The sequence below is a fragment of the Agrobacterium sp. 22-226-1 genome (genome assembly GCF_053522345.1).
The window spans coordinates 1-15,429 of sequence record NZ_JBNWCP010000009.1 but is presented as its reverse complement, the minus strand read 5'-3'; the positions used below and the strand labels follow the sequence as shown (position 1 = coordinate 15,429).

21 protein-coding genes are annotated in these 15,429 nt (G+C 56.6%); 14 read left to right on the top strand and 7 right to left on the bottom strand.

From position 1 onward, the window contains the following. Positions 1-69: 69 nt before the first annotated feature. On the bottom strand, positions 70-1,113 hold the full coding sequence (locus ACQZ5K_RS16250) for a porin (RefSeq protein WP_080817326.1): 1,044 nt from the start codon (positions 1,111-1,113) through the stop codon (positions 70-72). A gap of 597 nt (positions 1,114-1,710) precedes the next feature. Then, positions 1,711-2,727, bottom strand: coding sequence for a porin (locus ACQZ5K_RS16245; RefSeq protein ID WP_448740850.1), 1,017 nt, complete (start codon positions 2,725-2,727; stop codon positions 1,711-1,713). 831 nt (positions 2,728-3,558) lie between these two features. Between ACQZ5K_RS16245 and ACQZ5K_RS16240 the strand changes: the two genes are divergently transcribed. The 3 genes from ACQZ5K_RS16240 (at position 3,559) to ACQZ5K_RS16230 (ending at position 5,378) form a co-directional block, all read left to right on the top strand. After that, positions 3,559-4,731 (top strand): tyrosine-type recombinase/integrase, encoded by a 1,173-nt coding sequence (locus tag ACQZ5K_RS16240; protein ID WP_448740849.1) that lies wholly within the window; start codon positions 3,559-3,561, stop codon positions 4,729-4,731. 216 nt (positions 4,732-4,947) lie between these two features. After that, the gene (locus ACQZ5K_RS16235; RefSeq protein ID WP_448740848.1) at positions 4,948-5,160 is read left to right on the top strand and encodes a helix-turn-helix transcriptional regulator; all 213 of its coding nucleotides are present in this window, start codon (positions 4,948-4,950) and stop codon (positions 5,158-5,160) included. Beyond that, a complete protein-coding gene (locus tag ACQZ5K_RS16230) occupies positions 5,157-5,378 on the top strand; it encodes a hypothetical protein (RefSeq protein WP_448740847.1) in 222 nt (73 codons plus the stop codon). The genes ACQZ5K_RS16235 and ACQZ5K_RS16230 overlap by 4 nt, the downstream gene beginning before the upstream one ends. Positions 5,379-5,385: 7 nt before the next feature. Here the strand turns inward: ACQZ5K_RS16230 and ACQZ5K_RS16225 are convergent, their stop codons facing one another. Continuing rightward, the gene (locus ACQZ5K_RS16225; protein ID WP_448740846.1) at positions 5,386-5,691 is read right to left on the bottom strand and encodes a hypothetical protein; all 306 of its coding nucleotides are present in this window, start codon (positions 5,689-5,691) and stop codon (positions 5,386-5,388) included. 157 nt (positions 5,692-5,848) lie between these two features. Here ACQZ5K_RS16225 and ACQZ5K_RS16220 point away from each other — a divergent pair, with 157 nt between their 5' ends. After that, positions 5,849-6,196: a hypothetical protein gene (locus tag ACQZ5K_RS16220; RefSeq protein WP_113138211.1), complete on the top strand. Its 348-nt coding sequence runs from the start codon at positions 5,849-5,851 to the stop codon at positions 6,194-6,196. Further along, the gene (locus ACQZ5K_RS16215) at positions 6,183-6,992 is read left to right on the top strand and encodes a hypothetical protein (protein WP_448740845.1); all 810 of its coding nucleotides are present in this window, start codon (positions 6,183-6,185) and stop codon (positions 6,990-6,992) included. Before ACQZ5K_RS16220 ends, ACQZ5K_RS16215 begins: the two co-directional genes overlap by 14 nt. Before the next feature lie 364 nt (positions 6,993-7,356). Here ACQZ5K_RS16215 and ACQZ5K_RS16210 read toward each other — a convergent pair whose 3' ends face one another. Both ACQZ5K_RS16210 and ACQZ5K_RS16205 read right to left on the bottom strand, forming a co-directional pair. Then, a complete protein-coding gene (locus ACQZ5K_RS16210; protein WP_448740844.1) occupies positions 7,357-7,572 on the bottom strand; it encodes a hypothetical protein in 216 nt (71 codons plus the stop codon). 232 nt (positions 7,573-7,804) lie between these two features. Then, positions 7,805-8,005, bottom strand: coding sequence for a hypothetical protein (locus tag ACQZ5K_RS16205; RefSeq protein ID WP_045533612.1), 201 nt, complete (start codon positions 8,003-8,005; stop codon positions 7,805-7,807). 645 nt (positions 8,006-8,650) lie between these two features. On the opposite strand from ACQZ5K_RS16205, the gene ACQZ5K_RS16200 reads away from it, so the two are divergent. The 6 genes from ACQZ5K_RS16200 to ACQZ5K_RS16175 all read left to right on the top strand — a co-directional run bounded on the left by ACQZ5K_RS16200 (position 8,651) and on the right by ACQZ5K_RS16175 (position 12,275). After that, entirely contained in the window at positions 8,651-9,433 is a 783-nt protein-coding gene (locus ACQZ5K_RS16200) for a hypothetical protein (protein WP_448740843.1), read from the top strand. Positions 9,434-9,737: 304 nt separating this feature from the next. Beyond that, positions 9,738-10,232 carry a hypothetical protein gene (locus tag ACQZ5K_RS16195; RefSeq protein ID WP_448740842.1) on the top strand — a complete coding sequence of 165 codons (495 nt, stop codon included), beginning with the start codon at positions 9,738-9,740 and terminating at the stop codon, positions 10,230-10,232. Beyond that, positions 10,229-10,516 carry a hypothetical protein gene (locus ACQZ5K_RS16190; RefSeq protein ID WP_448740841.1) on the top strand — a complete coding sequence of 96 codons (288 nt, stop codon included), beginning with the start codon at positions 10,229-10,231 and terminating at the stop codon, positions 10,514-10,516. Before ACQZ5K_RS16195 ends, ACQZ5K_RS16190 begins: the two co-directional genes overlap by 4 nt. Further along, the gene (locus tag ACQZ5K_RS16185) at positions 10,517-11,614 is read left to right on the top strand and encodes a phage major capsid protein (RefSeq protein ID WP_448740840.1); all 1,098 of its coding nucleotides are present in this window, start codon (positions 10,517-10,519) and stop codon (positions 11,612-11,614) included. It abuts the gene before it with no gap. A 103-nt stretch (positions 11,615-11,717) separates the two neighbouring features. Next, a complete protein-coding gene (locus ACQZ5K_RS16180) occupies positions 11,718-11,951 on the top strand; it encodes a cold-shock protein (RefSeq protein ID WP_078054139.1) in 234 nt (77 codons plus the stop codon). Positions 11,952-11,960: 9 nt separating this feature from the next. After that, positions 11,961-12,275: an HNH endonuclease gene (locus ACQZ5K_RS16175; protein WP_448740839.1), complete on the top strand. Its 315-nt coding sequence runs from the start codon at positions 11,961-11,963 to the stop codon at positions 12,273-12,275. A gap of 219 nt (positions 12,276-12,494) precedes the next feature. On the opposite strand, the gene ACQZ5K_RS16170 is transcribed toward ACQZ5K_RS16175, so the two are convergent. Together ACQZ5K_RS16170 and ACQZ5K_RS16165 are read right to left on the bottom strand one after the other, a co-directional pair. Next, complete coding sequence (locus ACQZ5K_RS16170; protein WP_448740838.1) at positions 12,495-12,632, bottom strand: hypothetical protein; 138 nt, start codon at positions 12,630-12,632, stop codon at positions 12,495-12,497. A 58-nt stretch (positions 12,633-12,690) separates the two neighbouring features. Continuing rightward, positions 12,691-13,482: a hypothetical protein gene (locus tag ACQZ5K_RS16165; protein ID WP_448740837.1), complete on the bottom strand. Its 792-nt coding sequence runs from the start codon at positions 13,480-13,482 to the stop codon at positions 12,691-12,693. Positions 13,483-13,551: 69 nt separating this feature from the next. On the opposite strand from ACQZ5K_RS16165, the gene ACQZ5K_RS16160 reads away from it, so the two are divergent. The 3 genes from ACQZ5K_RS16160 to ACQZ5K_RS16150 all read left to right on the top strand — a co-directional run. Further along, complete coding sequence (locus tag ACQZ5K_RS16160) at positions 13,552-13,929, top strand: gene transfer agent family protein (protein WP_448740836.1); 378 nt, start codon at positions 13,552-13,554, stop codon at positions 13,927-13,929. Next, the gene (locus ACQZ5K_RS16155) at positions 13,922-14,377 is read left to right on the top strand and encodes an HK97 gp10 family phage protein (protein WP_448740835.1); all 456 of its coding nucleotides are present in this window, start codon (positions 13,922-13,924) and stop codon (positions 14,375-14,377) included. Before ACQZ5K_RS16160 ends, ACQZ5K_RS16155 begins: the two co-directional genes overlap by 8 nt. Continuing rightward, a partial coding sequence (locus ACQZ5K_RS16150; protein ID WP_448740834.1) for a tape measure protein occupies positions 14,374-15,429 on the top strand: 1,056 nt, incomplete at its 3' end. The genes ACQZ5K_RS16155 and ACQZ5K_RS16150, both read left to right, overlap by 4 nt.

Here is a 15,429-nt window from a genome sequence, read left to right as displayed (position 1 = left end):
AAAAGCCGTCAAACGAAAAACCCCGGCATTTCTGCCGGGGTTTCCATCACTGACTTGTGTCAGATCAGATTAGAACGAACGCTGAAGGCGAACGAAACCGGTGACTTCGTCGTCAGCACCGTCTTCGTCGTAGTAATTGGCGGTGATCTTGGTGGCCAAACCTTCGGTGATCTTGTAGTCAACCGTCAGACCAGCAGTCCAAGCGTCGCGGTCACCAACGAAGTCGCCGTCAGCAGGGTTGACGTCCAACGTGCCGAGGTATTCAAAGCCGGGGGTAAGCGTCAGGCGATCGGTTGCCTTGATCGCGTACTCAACGGCAACAGCCCATTCAGACTTTGCGTAGTAAGCGTTATCGCCAGAAGCCCATACACCAGCAAGACCGAAGGTGCCCGGACCGATATCTGCGAACAGCATACCGCGGATGGCAACGTTTTCTGCATCGAAGTCGTAGCTGGCGATCAGGTTAGCCGTAACAGCGCCAAACTTGGCGCCGATCATGCCACCGATACCGACGTTGTTGTCGGCTTCATACTGGAACTGACCGTACTGACCTTCCAGCTCGTCAACGGAGAGCGCAGCCTGGAAAGAACCTGCGTCGTAGGTGTACTTGATCGAGTTGAACAGGGTGTTGGTCGACAGAATATCAGTTTCGCCGTTCAGATCGTCATCCCACCAGCTGTAGAACTTACCGACCTTCAGGCCGCCGAGTTCGATGAAGGCCTGATCGACGTGAACGCCGGAGCCACTATCGTTGTCGCCGTCGCCGAACGCGCTGCCGCTGTCAGCATTGCCGCGGAAGCCGATGAAACCACGCAGAGCGCCGAGTTCGGTGTCGGTGCGGGTGTCAACTTCGAACTGGGCGCGCGTGAACGAATCCCAGTCAGACGTGCCGGACGCGTCGCGACCGAAGTTGGTCTGGAAACGGATGTAACCGCCGAACTTCAGGCAGGTTTCGGTGCCGGGGATGTAGAAGAAGCCGGTGCCGAAAGCGTCGCAAACGCGAACGTATTCCAGGGGCTCGGGCTCGGCAGCGACGATAGCGTCAGCGGCCTGTGCGCCGGATACTGCTGCGAGAGCTGCAGCGGAGCCGATGAGAAGGCTCTTGATGTTCATGGTTGACCTCCAGTCAAACGCTTAATCTTCTAAGCAGCGGGTGGGAAAGCACTTCAGAAATGCGTGCCGCTTATGAAGCTGATTAGAGCCAAAACCGGACGGATCGGCAATCGCAATCATGACGAAGGAAGACAGTAAGGTGTCCTTAGTTTTTCATTGTTGCGAAATAGCTACAATTCTAACCTACCCCACCAGATTCATTACCGAATAGTTAATTTCCGATCTATTTCAGGGGCTTAGCTGATGAGTTCAGTCCTCATCCAAAAGCAAGAGAAATGCCATTAGAGAATTTGGCCATAATCAGGACGCAGGAAATTGTCCGAAAGCTGATCTGCCACGTCGCAGAATCGATCATGTTGCAATTTGGCCGCCCGCAATTCCGATTGATCTGGCGCGGCTATCGGTGACAAGCACAAAGCGATTCGGCGAATCTGAATCGCGATGAACCCTATTCTGCGAAGCGCATAAGTGTTGTCTAAACGATATCATCAATTGACGGTCGATCGCTTGAGCCCAACATCCACATTCTAAAATCGTCATAACGAAAAAAGCCCGGCTTAAGAGCCGGGCTTCCATCACTGACAATGTCAGATCAGATTAGAACGAACGCTGAAGGCGAACGAAACCTTCTACGCCGTCGTCACCGTTGTCGACGTCGAAGTAGTTAACAGCGATCTTCGTGGAGAGACCCTGCGTGATCTTGTAGTCCAGCGTTACGCCAGCGGTCCAAGCGTCGTCGTCAGAGAAGTCATCCCAAGAAACGAGACCGTAGGAGCCGTAATACTGAGCGCCGGGGGTGATCGTCAGCTTGTCGGTAGCCTTAATGGCGTACTCGGCGGCAACTGCCCACTCGGATACAGAGTAGTAAGCGTTTGCGCCAGAAGCCCAAACACCGGCCAGGCCGAGGGTGCCCGGACCTACGTCAGCGGTTGCGATCAGGCGAACAGCGCCATTTTCGCGGTCGATGTCGTAGCCGCCGAGGAGCTGCAGGGATGCAGCGCCGAACTTCGCGCCGATAGCACCGGAGATACCGATATTGTTGTCAGATTCGTTGAAGCCGTCAACGTCGATGCCTTCGAGTTCGTCAGCAGAGAGGCCAACGTAGAACGAACCAGCGTCGTAGGTGTAACGAATCGAGTTGAACAGAGCGTTCGAGGACAGCTCGTCGGTTTCGCCGGAGAGACTATCGTCCCACCAGTTGTAGAACTTACCGACCTTCAAGCCGCCGAGTTCGATGAAGGCCTGGTCTACGAAAACGCCAGAGTCGTCAGCGGAGCCGGTGTCAGCGTTGCCGCGGAAGCCGATGAAGCCACGCAGAGCGCCGAGTTCGGTGTCGGTGCGGGTGTCAACTTCGAACTGGGCGCGCGTGAACGAGTCCCAGTCAGACGTGCCGGAACGGTCACGACCGAAGTTGGTCTGGAAACGGACGTAACCGCCGAACTTCAGGCAGGTTTCGGTGCCGGGGATGTAGAAGAAGCCGGTGCCGAAAGCGTCGCAAACGCGAACGTATTCCAGGGGCTCAGGCTCAGCAGCGACGATAGCGTCGGCAGCGTGAGCGCCGGATACTGCTGCGAGAGCCGCAGCGGAGCCGATCAGAAGGCTCTTGATGTTCATGGTTGACCTCCAGTCAAAGTTTTTAAGTGGGTCTGGGTACTTTCGCTGAAGGACAGCATTCCCTGCCCCATTCCCGTGTTCTTAGAAGCCAAACGATCCACCGCCTCGCTTCTGGTGGTGAAAATACAAAAGGTTTCGCCGCTTGCAATCGCCAACATCCGATAAATAGCATTTACGTATATGCTTCATTTCGGTTTGTTGCGGAAACAACACACAGTGCGCAGCCGGGCCGCAGGCGGCTTTACCTTGCGTTAAGAAATTGCTTGAAAATCCGTTAGTTAGCGAGGTTAACAAGGTCTTTCTAAACTACCGGCTTTTTCGGCGAAACCTTGCCTCGCCGGGCAAGGATGATGGAAACTTTTGCTTCCTCACACCCCTGCACCTGACACTCCTTCGCAGCACGCATGGAGAAACGATGGAAAAACCCATGCCGTTTGCCGCCCGATTCCCCGCATAACGATTCGAAAGGCTCGCCGCGTGTCGGTTACGATACCGATACGCCGCCACCCGTCCGGTTCGCCGCGAGAACTGATTTGATGACGTGACGTCGCGTTTGACGATTGCCCGTTAATATCGGCAGCAGCCGATTTGTCGCGCGTGTCAATTCGAAACAGACGGAAGAACAAACGGCATGCGGAGACCGTCACCAAAGCGCTCCGGCGGTGGCTTCGTACTGGGAATGATGGGGCTGGGATTTTCCGGTCTTGTGCCGAAGTGGCGGAGAGGATGTCCGCCGCGCTTCGTAAGCTATTGAAATTATTGACACGATTGCGTTGACAATGGCCGTATTTGCCATAATTTCATGCATAAAGTTATGACAACGGGCGAAGCATGGCGCGCAATAAGCTTTCAGAGACCAAGATAAAGACGCTCAAAAAGCCTGGCATTTACGGCGACGGCGACGGCCTTTTCCTTCGCGTGCGCGCCGGCGGCAGCCGCCAATGGGTCTTTATATACAAGCGCGCAGGCAAGCGCGTCGAGATAGGCCTTGGCGGGTATGGTCAAGGCACCGCACCGGTGCCGCTGGCTTTGGCTCGCGAAAAGGCGGATGAGGTTCGCGCACGACTGGCGCGCGGCGAGGATCTGGCAACGCGCAAGACATTCGCCGACGTCATGGAAGACGTCATCGCGGTTAAGGAAGCCAGCTTCAAAAATGAGAAGCACAAGGCGCAGTGGCGCATGACGCTCGATGAATACGCAAAGCCGCTTCACAAGAAGGCTGTTGGCGACATCACGCGCGACGACGTGGTTGAAGCCCTGAAACCTATCTGGACCACCATTCCCGAAACCGCAGACCGAACCAGAATGCGAATTGCGGCCGTAATGGATCACGCACGTGCACGCGGGCTATTCACCGGCGACAACCCGGCCAGCTGGCGCGGTGGCCTGAAAGAGCTCCTGCCCGCACGCAGCAAACTGACGCGCGGCCACCACGCGGCGGCAGCGTACAAGGATATACCCGCCATCATGGCGAAGCTTCGGGCCAGTGACGCCGTTTCTGCTCGGGCTGTTGAATTTACCGCCCTCACCGCGTCACGTTCTGGCGAAGTCCGTGGCGCCGTCTGGTCGGAAATCGATTTCGCCCAAGCGGTTTGGATTGTGCCGGCCGAGCGTATGAAGGCTGGCCGTGAGCACCGCGTCCCGCTCACCGGCCGAATGCTGGCGATCCTTGAGGCGCGCAAACAGGTGGCGACCGGTGACTTGGTGTTTGAAGGCGGCAAAGAAGGCGCCGCGATATCAGACACGGCGATGGTGAAAAGCCTGCGCGCTGCGTCAGAGGACAAAACAATCACTCTGCACGGCCTGCGCTCATCTTTCCGCGACTGGGCAGGTGATACAACTGGCCATCCCCGCGAAGTTGCCGAGGCTGCCCTTGCCCACGCCGTGGGTGATGTCGTTGAGCAAGCATACCGCCGAAGTGATGCGCTTGCGAAGCGTCGCGCCATGATGGAGGACTGGACTGAATACTGCGAGATCAAGGTATCAACAGTTTCCAAATCTTGACAAATTTGTAAAATCAGTCTATTAAATAACTGTCGCGATTGTGGTGTTTGCGGCAATCGGCGGGGTGGTGCCCGCCAAGAAGCAGCGCCGGGAAAACCGGCTGATTGGCGCCAAAAGCCAGCAACCCTCCCCCGGCATCGACCGGCGACCGTCCTTCTCAAAAAATCAATCGTTCCATTTAACGCCATGACTCTGTCTTGGCTTCGAGGAGACACCATGACTATTCCAGCGAATGACAACAAGCCGCGTCTAATGACGCCTAAAGAAGCGGCCGCGGCAACGACCATGTCGCGCGTACTGCTTGCGCGCATGTCGAGAGAAAACCGATTCCCCCAGCCGGTGCAAATTGGCTTGAAGCGCATCGCCTATGTCCGCGCCGAAGTTGAGGCATGGATCGAGAGCGCGATCGGATCGAGGGCGACGGCATGAGCCCAGTTCACGACTACCTCAGCGCCCTCAAAGAGAAGCGCAGGAAGCTAGTCATTCAGGCGGCCGAATGCGGCGAGCTCGCCGCGAGTTATAAAGAAATAGCGAGAGTTCAGCTGGCCATAATTGCCTTTGAGGCGGTGGCATACGAGAAAGAAGCTGCACACCATTTTGACGCGGCGATGTCCGAATTCAAGCTGGCACACAGCGTTCAGATCTAAAAGTAGACTAGGATGCGTTATCTTTAGCCGCGCGCTCAGCCTTCTTTTCTTCGGCTAACTTAGTCAGACGCTCCCGAATGTTGGCGTCATTCATTCCTATTGGAACGGAAACAACATCGCTCACGCCGAAGACAATTAGCATCTCTGAAATCTGGTTTCGGCCCGGCATAGTGTAGTGGTTAAAGTTTCCGAGCGAGAGTCGACCATCGCGACGCTCCCATATACTCACGACCTCGAAAGTATCCATGTGGATACCGTAGTGAATGTAGATGTACTCTTCTTTGTAGGCTTTTGTGCCTTTTTTGGGTCGCAAAGCGAATCTCCACCCTTACTCGCCTCATGGTGGCACGGGGAGGCTGAGCCGTCAATTTTTACAGCCGATCCCCGCTCGACCTTTGGCGAAATAAATCCTCACCCTGCCGGCGCACACCGGCAGGAATGCATTCGTGCGCTCTCCTGAAAGGATTGAGATGGACCACCAATCGCTCAACGATGACGATATCGAGCGTCTAACCGACTACATGACCGCTGGCGCCTATGTGCTCAAGACAAAGAACGGCTTTCGCATTCCAGCGCTGGTCGTGGAGCAGTGGCGAGAACATGGGTTTGCCGTCCTGCGCACCAATGCCCTGGCGGCGCGTTACGGCGTCGGTCGCAAAACCATGTGGAACACCATAAAGGGCGCGATCGATGCCGGCTTCATAAAGGAGATCGGACGCACCGAGGACGGCCGTGCGATGTACGTCCCCGTGGTCGAGCGTGGCGATGAATGGCGAGCAGCACATGACGCACGGATGGCGAAATATGAGCAAGCCTGATCACGCTGGCGGTCCCGTCGACCGTATCGAGCTCTTAGGAGCCATCATTGACGATGAGCGCGTGCGGCTCATCCACATCAAGACCGCGCGCCACATTCTGAAGCGCTATTACCAAAAGCATGGCAACGCGCGCGCAAGTGTTAGCTTCTTGCAGCAGGCCACCGGCCTGACAAGGGGCAGCGTCGCAAGCGCAACAGAGGATCTTGTTGCCTGGGGATATTTCACCCGTGTCATGGGTTCCGGCAAACGGCCCTCCGAATACCACCCGAACTTTAGCGTCCTACAGTCGCCGGACGCTACTAGCGTCCTACCGTCACAGGACGAAACAAAATCAAGCGTCCTACAGCCACAGGACGAGATCGTCCTACGGTCACAGGACGCTAAATCTGTTAGTGTCCTACAGCCGCAGGAGCAAACTCATTTACTTGTCTCGGCTACAGCCAGAGACAAAGTAAATACATCCGCAGCGGGCGCGGGGCCGGGCCTCTCGGCCGCCCCGGCCCGTGCGTCTGAAGACCGCGTTATGACCATTGTATCGAGCCACATTGAGCACGACGAAGACGACGGTTCTGACTGGCTTCAAATGGAGCTCGAAGCCCAGGACGGCGCCAAGGAGCAATATGCCGTGTGCGTTCAAAGCGACGAAGATCAAGCGATGCAGGATCGCGGCATGAAAAAACTAGAAAGGCTGGCAACCGCCCTGGGCATTGACCAGATCAATGAGCCGGGCGACGTGGTGGGCAAGACGCTGGTTCTTACGGCAAGCGACGACTTCCTGCCTTTGGTGGCCGCATGAAATACTTCGCCCGCCTGAATGCCATAGCCAACCGTCTAGAGCGGTTGGCGCCAAGCCACCGCGATCCCTTTCGCTTCCACGAAGAGAAGTCCGAATTGGTGCATGAGCTTCGAAGTCTAGCAGATGAAAGCGCCGGCCTTCGTGCCGCCAATGACAACGTCAAGGGCTATGCCCCAGGTCACTACACGTGCATGTGCAATGAATGTGGAAAGCGGTTCACTGGCGCTAAGCATTCGTGGCGGTGTGAGCAGTGCGAACCTCAACCAATTCCAGAGAGAAAGTAGTTCGGAATTTCCTAATAGCTGAGTTGTGGCAAATTTTGCCATGGCTGGTGCGGCGGATATTTGGACGTTGCCCGCATTCGTCAAACAAGGTCGGTCAACACAGCAAGTTGTTTCCTGTTCTTTCGGACGAAGAGTCGCATGTTGCCGAATGTGGTTCGATCGTGAACAGCTCTTTTCACCATTTCCACCAGTTGCGGATCACGCTGAACTGCTTTCAGAACATCAATCAAAAGAAGGCGCGCGACATTACCAGTCCTGCCCGAAGCGGCTCCGTCCAGGATAATTGCCGAAGCCAACTCAAGCTCATTGAGAAGATCCCTAAACGCAGCCTCAAACTCGGATATTTCACCCGCAGCAGCCTGGTGGCTTTTAGACCCAATTCCCCTTAGCTCGTTCCGGACGTTAGTGCATATAGATAGAACTACTGCTGCGGACGAATTACGGCCATCTTTCCTCATCTGATAGAGGACGATGCCAACACCGATCACCGTTGCGATGTTGGCAAAAACCGATATCCACTCCGCCAGTTTAATCTTTTTTCCCCTGGCCAGTTGGTGCGTTGCTCTGCGACGAACTTGGGGCGGGAGCCTGCACGGGGACTTTAAGCTGGCTCGTTAGGTGCTGGGTCGATAACCCTTTCTCGACCCATCCGCCAGCAAGGTTTTTCGTCAGATGGGTTGTAGATAGGGATTCACCTACAAAAACCTTGGTCGTCTTTTCTTCGCTCATTATATTCTCCACGAAACAAAAAAACGGCGGGATTGCTCCCGCCGCCGTTACAGTCATTCATTTCTTTTTTGTGTCGCCGTATCCAGGCTTGGGAACCCGTTCGACAGTAGTGGTCGATGGTCGGCGTTTCGCTTCTTCGACCGTAATGAACTGCCCGTTGCCAGAGTCTCGACCTCTAGGAGTAGTTTTAGTCACCATAACTTGTAGTCCCGCTGGCCTTGCCAAATCAGCCTTTGGGCGCTATTTACGGTGCTGCTAGACTACCGTTTCGGGCGCGCGGATTGCTTCTCGGCAAGCCAGTCAACCGAGGCAAACACACAAAAGCACGTCGATTCGTCGACGTGCTTTTTATTTGCCCGATGCGCTCGGACATTGCAAGAAGTAAATTATTTGTTAACGGGATAACGCTAGTTATCCCCGCTTATACGCCAAAAGCCACTCAAGTCAACCGATTGCGTTAATAATAGTTAACGAGACTCCGGTGAGAATGAAAAATTTCCCTTGATGGCTATCTGCGCCGCTCGCAGCCAAAAAATATTTCACAAATCGACTACCCGTTTTCGGCACGTTCTCGGAAAGTATGTGCATCCGGCGCCTCGTCGGTATGCAGCCCTAAACACCCCTCTTTCATAAGGTGACGGCCTAATGGAAAAAGAAACCCCGGTTTTCGACCGGCGCGACACGCCGACTGCAATTTCCCTCGATGCTGGCGAATGGTCGCCCAGACGCACGCGCATGAAGCGCGGCGATGTCGTGTTGATGGAGGGCGATCCCCTACCTAAAATCTTCCTGTCAGTTGCGCCTCAAGATGAGGTGGAGAGGTTCCGCGCTAACGGCACCGCGTGGTACAAGTCGTCAAGGTACGACGGCCAAGCGGCCAATGACAATGCGGATTGGCCGCTGCAGAAGCTTTTGCGAACCGAAGGCAAGGACTACTTCCTTTCGCTCGCAGGTCGGTACCGAGACCTGCACGACACCGCTTCGCGGCCGACGCAGTTGATCGGCAAGGAATGCGAAAACCTCTTCTTCGTAGAGAACCAAGACGCGGAAGGCCGGTCAAAAGGCGTTAAGGTCGTAACGAGCAAGAAGGCGAACGCCGACACGGCGCCAACCAAGAAGACAGCTGCCGGCGAGACCACTCGCAAGCTTGCGGCACCGGTGCCGAAGAGGTGGAACGGTGACTGGCCAATCTTGGCGGCGATCGATGCAAAGCGAGAACTAGCGATCCTTCGCGCCAAGCTGGCTTATGTCCCGGCCATCCTTGAAGCTTTCGAATGGTCGGTCGTAGACGGCCTGACGCTCGATGAAGTCGGCAAGCGGCTCGGCGCAGGGAGCAAAGGAGCCAAAGGTGAGGCGCGCGCTCGGATCTTCGACGGGTTCGGGATTGTGGATCGCCATTGGCGCGCTCAGGATAGGCTGGCCGCGTAGGGGTACCCCATTTCCCCGCGCCAAAAGGTATAAGAGAGAGATTGGCTCGCAGCGATGCGGGCCTTTCGTTTTTGGGGCGGCCGTCACCGCTCTGAAGGTGGGTTGCCGCGCGCGGTGGCTCACCACCCATTCCCATCACGGTGAGCACGGATGTACTGCCACCCTGAAATCCCGACGCTGTCCCCAGCTCGGTTTGATCGCGCGCACCAGCCCTGTTTCGTCTCCTCGGCAGAACGGCTGGTGCGCATGCGGTCATTTTTTAAACACCCCGGAAATTCATTTCAAAAAATGAAAGGAGGCGACCGTGCGCAAAGCCGCGGCATGTCTTGCCCTATCTAAAACACTTGGCATTGGCCTTGGTCGCGTCACTTCATTGGCCCAGCGCGCATCTGACGCCGGTGTTCTGCCTAAGGCCCTGGGACGTACCTACCCGCCACTTTCCGCTGACCAAATGGCGCGGCTGCTTATCGCCGTCCTTGCTGACAACGGGCTCGGCACCGTAGGCGAAAGCGTCCATAAGTTTGCCCGTATCCATTCACCAACGCTCTGCATGTCGCTTGTCGAGGCCATTGCCGCTGCGTTCGATGGCGGACGGACAAACCCTTTTGCCCCGGTCATCAAGAGCATTGTGCTGCGAAATGATCTGGACAACCCCGGCGTTGATATCCTCGCGGACGTCGGCGGTCACGGCGTTCACGCCGTTTTCGGCGCAACGCAGGCAACCGGTGCTGTGAAGCAGGCCCTTGTTGCCGGCCCCGCATTCGAAGCCCTGGCGAAAGAATGGCGGGCTGCGCAATGACGTCTGAAGTTACGCGCCTGCTCGCAGAAATTCGAGAGGATGTAGCAACCAGGAAGGCACAAGTTTTGGCCAACCCCGTTGCCGCTGCATTCGAAGCAACCACCCAAAAGCACCGAACAGCCGAACAGATCGCTGCGCATCGCGATCTATACCGGCAAGCAAAGCGGCACGTCGTCGAAATCGACGCATGGAATGCCGCCAACATAGACAAACCCGCACGAACGTATCTGCCGCACATGCTGGCCTACCTCGGCGCATTCTCCTATGTCGAAAAGGACACCTGAATGACTGACAATATCGCGACCAAAATCGAGCAGCTTGGATCTGCTTTCGATACCGCAACAACTGGCCTTTCTGAGCGGATTTCTGGCCTGGAAAAGCAGTTCGCCCGCATGGACGGCCACGCGAACGACAACTTCGCCACCGGCGAGAGCCTGGCAACAGCGCTGGTCAACACGCCCGCATTCAAAGAGTTGAACGGCGGCGCCAATCGCGGCCGCGCTTATGTCGAATCTGCCGCCATCACATCCGGCAACACGACCGTCGGCACTGGTCGCTCTCAGGGCACTTCTCTTGTCCCCGCCGATCGACGCCCCGGCATTGTCACCCCCGCCCAGCGCGTTCTCACCGTCCGCGACCTCATTGCGCCAGGCAAGACCACTGCGGGCTCTATCGAATTCGTGCAGGAAACCGGCTTCACCAATAACGCGGCTCCCGTCGCCGAGACTACCCAGAAGCCCTATTCTGACATCACGTTCGACCTCAAGACTGCATCGGTTCGGACCATTGCGCACCTCTTCAAACTCTCCAAGCAGATGCTTGATGACGTCGCCGGGTTGGTCTCCTATCTGGATCTGCGCGGCACAACCGGCTTGAAGCTGGTCGAGGAGCAGCAGCTTCTGTTCGGTAGCGGCACTGGCCAGAATATCCTTGGCCTTATTCCGCAGGCGACCGAATTCGACGAGAGCCTGCGCCAGACCGGCGATACTCGCGTTGACACCATTCGCCGAGCCATCCAGCAGGTGCGTCGCGCGGAGTACACTGCGACCGGCATTGTCATGAACCCGGACGACCTGGCCGAGCTTGAGCTCACCAAGGATGCTGGTGGAAACTACATCATCGTCGATCCCGTAGAGGGCGGACAGGGCCGCATCTGGCGTCTGCCCATCGTTGATACCACGGCGATGCCAGTAGGCCAGTTCCTCGTCGGTGCCCTTGCTACCGCGGCGCAGATATTTGACCGGCAGCAGGTCACGTTCGAACTCAGCACAGAGAACGACAAAGACTTTGAGCTCAATATGGCGACGGCCCGGATCGAGGAGCGCTTGGCGCTTGCGGTCTATCGTCCTGAGTCTCTGGTCACCGGTGGCTTCGAAGCCTAAGCGCCATCTACCCAGGTAGCGTGGGTGTGAGTGGCCACGCTACCAACGGCCTGCTGCTGAGCCCCGGCGGCAGGCCACCCTTTCCACATATAAGGACTAACTAATGCCATCAGGCAAGATCATCAAGTGGATGACCGATCGCGGTTTCGGTTTCATCCAAGAAGACGGAGCGCGCGGTAGCGCCGGTGACTTCGTACACATCACCGCAATGCCAGATACTGAGGCACCACGTATTGGACAGCGCTTCGACTACGACCGCGTGACCGGCATGGATGGCCGCACCAAAGCGGTGAACGTCCGCGAGGTTACGACGTGGGGCGAGGCAGCGTACCTTTAGGTGGCAGGTATGTGGCGCAGTAAGAACCGCGCTAAGAGTGCCGACTGGCAACACCTCTATAAGCGCAAGCGCTGGCTCGACCTACGAGAACGGCAGTTGATGCAAGAGCCCCTGTGTCGGTTCTGCCTCGCAACCGAAGAGGTGACCGCCGCCGAGGTCGTCGACCACATCAAGAAGCATGAGGGCAACGAAGATCTATTCTTCGACCCCGACAATCTTCAAAGCCTTTGTCGCCATCATCATGACAGTGCCAAGCAGGCAATGGAACGCGGGCGCAAGGTTTTCGCTTGCGGTGTGGACGGATACCCCATCGAGCTAGGCTAGGGGGTGGATTCGAAGTGACCGTTCGCTCAGCCACGGAGCGGCGCGGGAATGCACTTTTAATGCAAACACAGTTTTTTGCCTCACGTGTGCGCAAACGCGCGCGCGAGAAATCATTACGTTTTTTCGCCCGATACGGGCCTACCGAAACTCTGGAAATCGCCTTTTTCGGGGACCGGCCGGGGTCATCTGCGTGCATTTTTCCAATTGAAAATATGAGCCCTAGTTCTCGGTCGGGCTTTCCTCATCCTCGTCAGGGACGGTTTCCAGATCTTTGCAAAGTGCTCTGGCCTGTTCTGCCAATGCCGCCAGCTGCGCCGTAATCTCTGCCAGCGGCAGGCCCTCAACCCGTTCTTCCATTGCATCCCTCCTGCATTTCGTCGATGACGAACGCGAATTGGTGCAGCCTGGTTCCCTGCTAGATTTTCATGCGTTGCTGCGCGAGCTCCTCGTACAGGTTACAACGCTCCGCAATTTCTTGGTAGAGTCGGCTGTATATGCCAACATTGTGTATCGCAGCAGAGAGCGCGCCTGGAGGCAACGTTTCAGGGACCAGTTCTGCCTCGAACCTTGCGTAGTCAAAAAGACAGGAACAGCGGGCATAAACCTCTAGGGCATCTATTAGGTGAGATTCCATCGTGCTTTTGGACGGCGATTGCCCGCCAGCTTTATCTCGCGCTGTGCCGCGCAACCTCGCGCTCTGAACCTGAAGCTTCGACGCGAGTTTTGCGAAAACCATACCTGCGGCATGATCGCTCAACTCAACCATCTCCTTCAATACAGCAACCGGCGTGTCTGGAACTGAAGGGTACACGGGAAGCACAATATCTTGTGGCAATCGATCTTCACCGCATCGGAGAAGCAGATCGTGGGTCAGCTGGGCGCACGTGGTCGAGTAGTCACATAAATTGCTCAAGGAAAGCGACAAAACGGAACGAGCTGCCTGCAATTTTGCGAGCCGCCTCTCGTCTTCTAGCGACCGCTCCTGCTCAATCTGATCTCTCACCGCCCTAACGCTGACATAGGCAGCCGCCACTGCCGCCAGACCGGTGACAAGGGTTGTATCGATCCAACCCAAGCGGCCTACTTTGCTCATCGCATCGCCAATCATAACCGGCCATGATCGCTCATCTAGCGCGATCTCGCGCCCGACAGCGAACAGCAGCAATCCAACAAGAAACCCAACAGCAGCGGCGACCGATTTTTTCATCCTCCCATGAAGCGCTCAATCCTGAGTCGCGTCGATGCAACCCGCCTAAAATCCACAAGGAAAATCAAAATGACCACAGCACAACCCTTTGCAATCATCGAAGCAGACTTCGCCGACGGCACGTACAAATTCGCCCTAACCTGGGATCTGGCAAGTGAATGGGAGAAAACAACAGATCGCTCAATGTATGCGACGCTGCTTCACGCTGTCCGCACTGGCATCGTCAATCTCCATGACGCACGCGAAATTCTGCGACTCGGCCTAATCGGCGGCGGCATGACCCCTACAGACGCGCTGCGCTTGGTTCGGACCTACGTTGAGAATCGACCCGCGGCTGAAAATTTTCCGTTGGTGGTTCGGGTGATGGATGCCGCATTCCACGGCAAGGGTGTGCCCGATCCGGATGAAGGAAAGCCCATCGAAAGCGCCGGCGCCGTCGATGGCTAAAGTCCAGGGCTGGGACCGCTTAAAGCGCCGTCTCGAAAGAATACCCAAGGCCGTGCGCGAGCAGACCCAGCCCGCCATAACGTCTGCCGCACAAGATGTGGCGGACGTTATGAAGGCGCTGGCACCAGTCGACGACGGCGACCTCAAGGACAGCATTGTAGTCACCGCAGGCGGGCAAAGAACGCCGCCCCATAGTCAGCCAGGCGGCGCAACAACTGTGCCTGAAAACGCGGCGATGATTACGGCCGGCAACTCCAAGGTACGCCACGCGCACCTCGTCGAGTTTGGCACGCGAGCCCACATCAATGGGGGCCAGTTTGCCGGAACAAAAAACCCCGGCAGCAGGGCTCAGCCTTACTTCTTCTCGGGGTTCAGGCTGGCGCAGAAAAAAGCAGCAGCCAAGATCAAACGCGCGATGTCCAAAGCCGTTAGGAGCAAGAAAAAATGAGCGTAGAGTACGAACGGCTTGCCGTGTTGCTTGAAGCGCGCGTCAGCGACTTCGAAAGAAAGATCGCCAGTGCCACGCGTAATGCGGAGCGCAATTTCAAGCGCGTCGAAACCACTTCCGCCAGAATGCAGGCCCGCCTGAATTCGACCTATTCGGGGATCGCTGCCAGTGCGGCGAAAGCCTTCGCTCTTATCGGTGGCGCCCAGGGCTTTCGCCAGCTATCGGACAGCGGAACGCGCATCACCAACTCCCTGAAGGTAGCGGGCCTCGCCGGCGAAGAACTTGAAGGCGTGTATCAGAAGCTTTTCACGGCGGCGCAGAAGAATGCCGCGCCGCTCGAAACACTGGTGCAGTTGTACGGCCGCGTGTCACTGGTGCAAAAAGAACTGGGCGTCTCGTCCGACGAGATCATCAGCCTTTCCAGCAACGTTGCTCTTGCGCTGCGCGCGTCTGGCCAGTCCAGCCAAGAAGCGTCCGGCGCGCTATTGCAGCTTTCGCAGGCCCTAGGCGCCGGCGTGGTTCGCGCTGAGGAATTCAATTCGATCCTCGAAGGCGCACCGACTATCCTGCAGGCCGCTGCCGCTGGTATCAAGCAGGCCGAGGGATCGGTCGCGAAACTTCGCCAGATCATGCTGGACGGAAAGCTTTCCTCAAAGGCATTCTTCGACGGCATTAATGCTGGCGCCCCCGTGCTTGAGCAGAAAGTTGCCGGTGCGGTACTGACGGTCGACCAAAGACTTGAGAACCTTCGCACCGCCCTGACGAACTCTGTCCGCAGGTTCAACGAATCCACGCAGGCTGCGAACACGTTCGGCGGCGCGATCGACAACATGGCGAACTTCGTCAACAGCGTCGACATGGATGGCCTGGCTTCCGATATTCAGTACATCATTGATAAGCTGAATACTGGTGCTGATGCCGCACAGAACCTTGGCGTGCAGATCGGTAAACTTATACCAAGGCCCGATGAAATTGACTCACGGGATTCCGTTTTCGGGCAAATCATGATTCAACATGGCGGAAGGAGATTTCGCCATGGGAACGGCCCTCAA

Bases quoted from the DNA above. Each gene is read 5' to 3' on its own strand.
- ACQZ5K_RS16250 (WP_080817326.1), bottom strand. From the start codon at position 1,113: ATGAACATCAAGAGCCTTCTCATCGGCTCCGCTGCAGCTCTCGCAGCA.
- ACQZ5K_RS16245 (WP_448740850.1), bottom strand. From the start codon at position 2,727: ATGAACATCAAGAGCCTTCTGATCGGCTCCGCTGCGGCTCTCGCAGCA.
- ACQZ5K_RS16240 (WP_448740849.1), top strand. From the start codon at position 3,559: ATGGCGCGCAATAAGCTTTCAGAGACCAAGATAAAGACGCTCAAAAAG.
- ACQZ5K_RS16235 (WP_448740848.1), top strand. From the start codon at position 4,948: ATGACTATTCCAGCGAATGACAACAAGCCGCGTCTAATGACGCCTAAA.
- ACQZ5K_RS16230 (WP_448740847.1), top strand. From the start codon at position 5,157: ATGAGCCCAGTTCACGACTACCTCAGCGCCCTCAAAGAGAAGCGCAGG.
- ACQZ5K_RS16220 (WP_113138211.1), top strand. From the start codon at position 5,849: ATGGACCACCAATCGCTCAACGATGACGATATCGAGCGTCTAACCGAC.
- ACQZ5K_RS16215 (WP_448740845.1), top strand. From the start codon at position 6,183: ATGAGCAAGCCTGATCACGCTGGCGGTCCCGTCGACCGTATCGAGCTC.
- ACQZ5K_RS16205 (WP_045533612.1), bottom strand. From the start codon at position 8,005: ATGAGCGAAGAAAAGACGACCAAGGTTTTTGTAGGTGAATCCCTATCT.
- ACQZ5K_RS16200 (WP_448740843.1), top strand. From the start codon at position 8,651: ATGGAAAAAGAAACCCCGGTTTTCGACCGGCGCGACACGCCGACTGCA.
- ACQZ5K_RS16190 (WP_448740841.1), top strand. From the start codon at position 10,229: ATGACGTCTGAAGTTACGCGCCTGCTCGCAGAAATTCGAGAGGATGTA.
- ACQZ5K_RS16185 (WP_448740840.1), top strand. From the start codon at position 10,517: ATGACTGACAATATCGCGACCAAAATCGAGCAGCTTGGATCTGCTTTC.
- ACQZ5K_RS16180 (WP_078054139.1), top strand. From the start codon at position 11,718: ATGCCATCAGGCAAGATCATCAAGTGGATGACCGATCGCGGTTTCGGT.
- ACQZ5K_RS16175 (WP_448740839.1), top strand. From the start codon at position 11,961: ATGTGGCGCAGTAAGAACCGCGCTAAGAGTGCCGACTGGCAACACCTC.
- ACQZ5K_RS16170 (WP_448740838.1), bottom strand. From the start codon at position 12,632: ATGGAAGAACGGGTTGAGGGCCTGCCGCTGGCAGAGATTACGGCGCAG.
- ACQZ5K_RS16165 (WP_448740837.1), bottom strand. From the start codon at position 13,482: ATGAAAAAATCGGTCGCCGCTGCTGTTGGGTTTCTTGTTGGATTGCTG.
- ACQZ5K_RS16160 (WP_448740836.1), top strand. From the start codon at position 13,552: ATGACCACAGCACAACCCTTTGCAATCATCGAAGCAGACTTCGCCGAC.
- ACQZ5K_RS16155 (WP_448740835.1), top strand. From the start codon at position 13,922: ATGGCTAAAGTCCAGGGCTGGGACCGCTTAAAGCGCCGTCTCGAAAGA.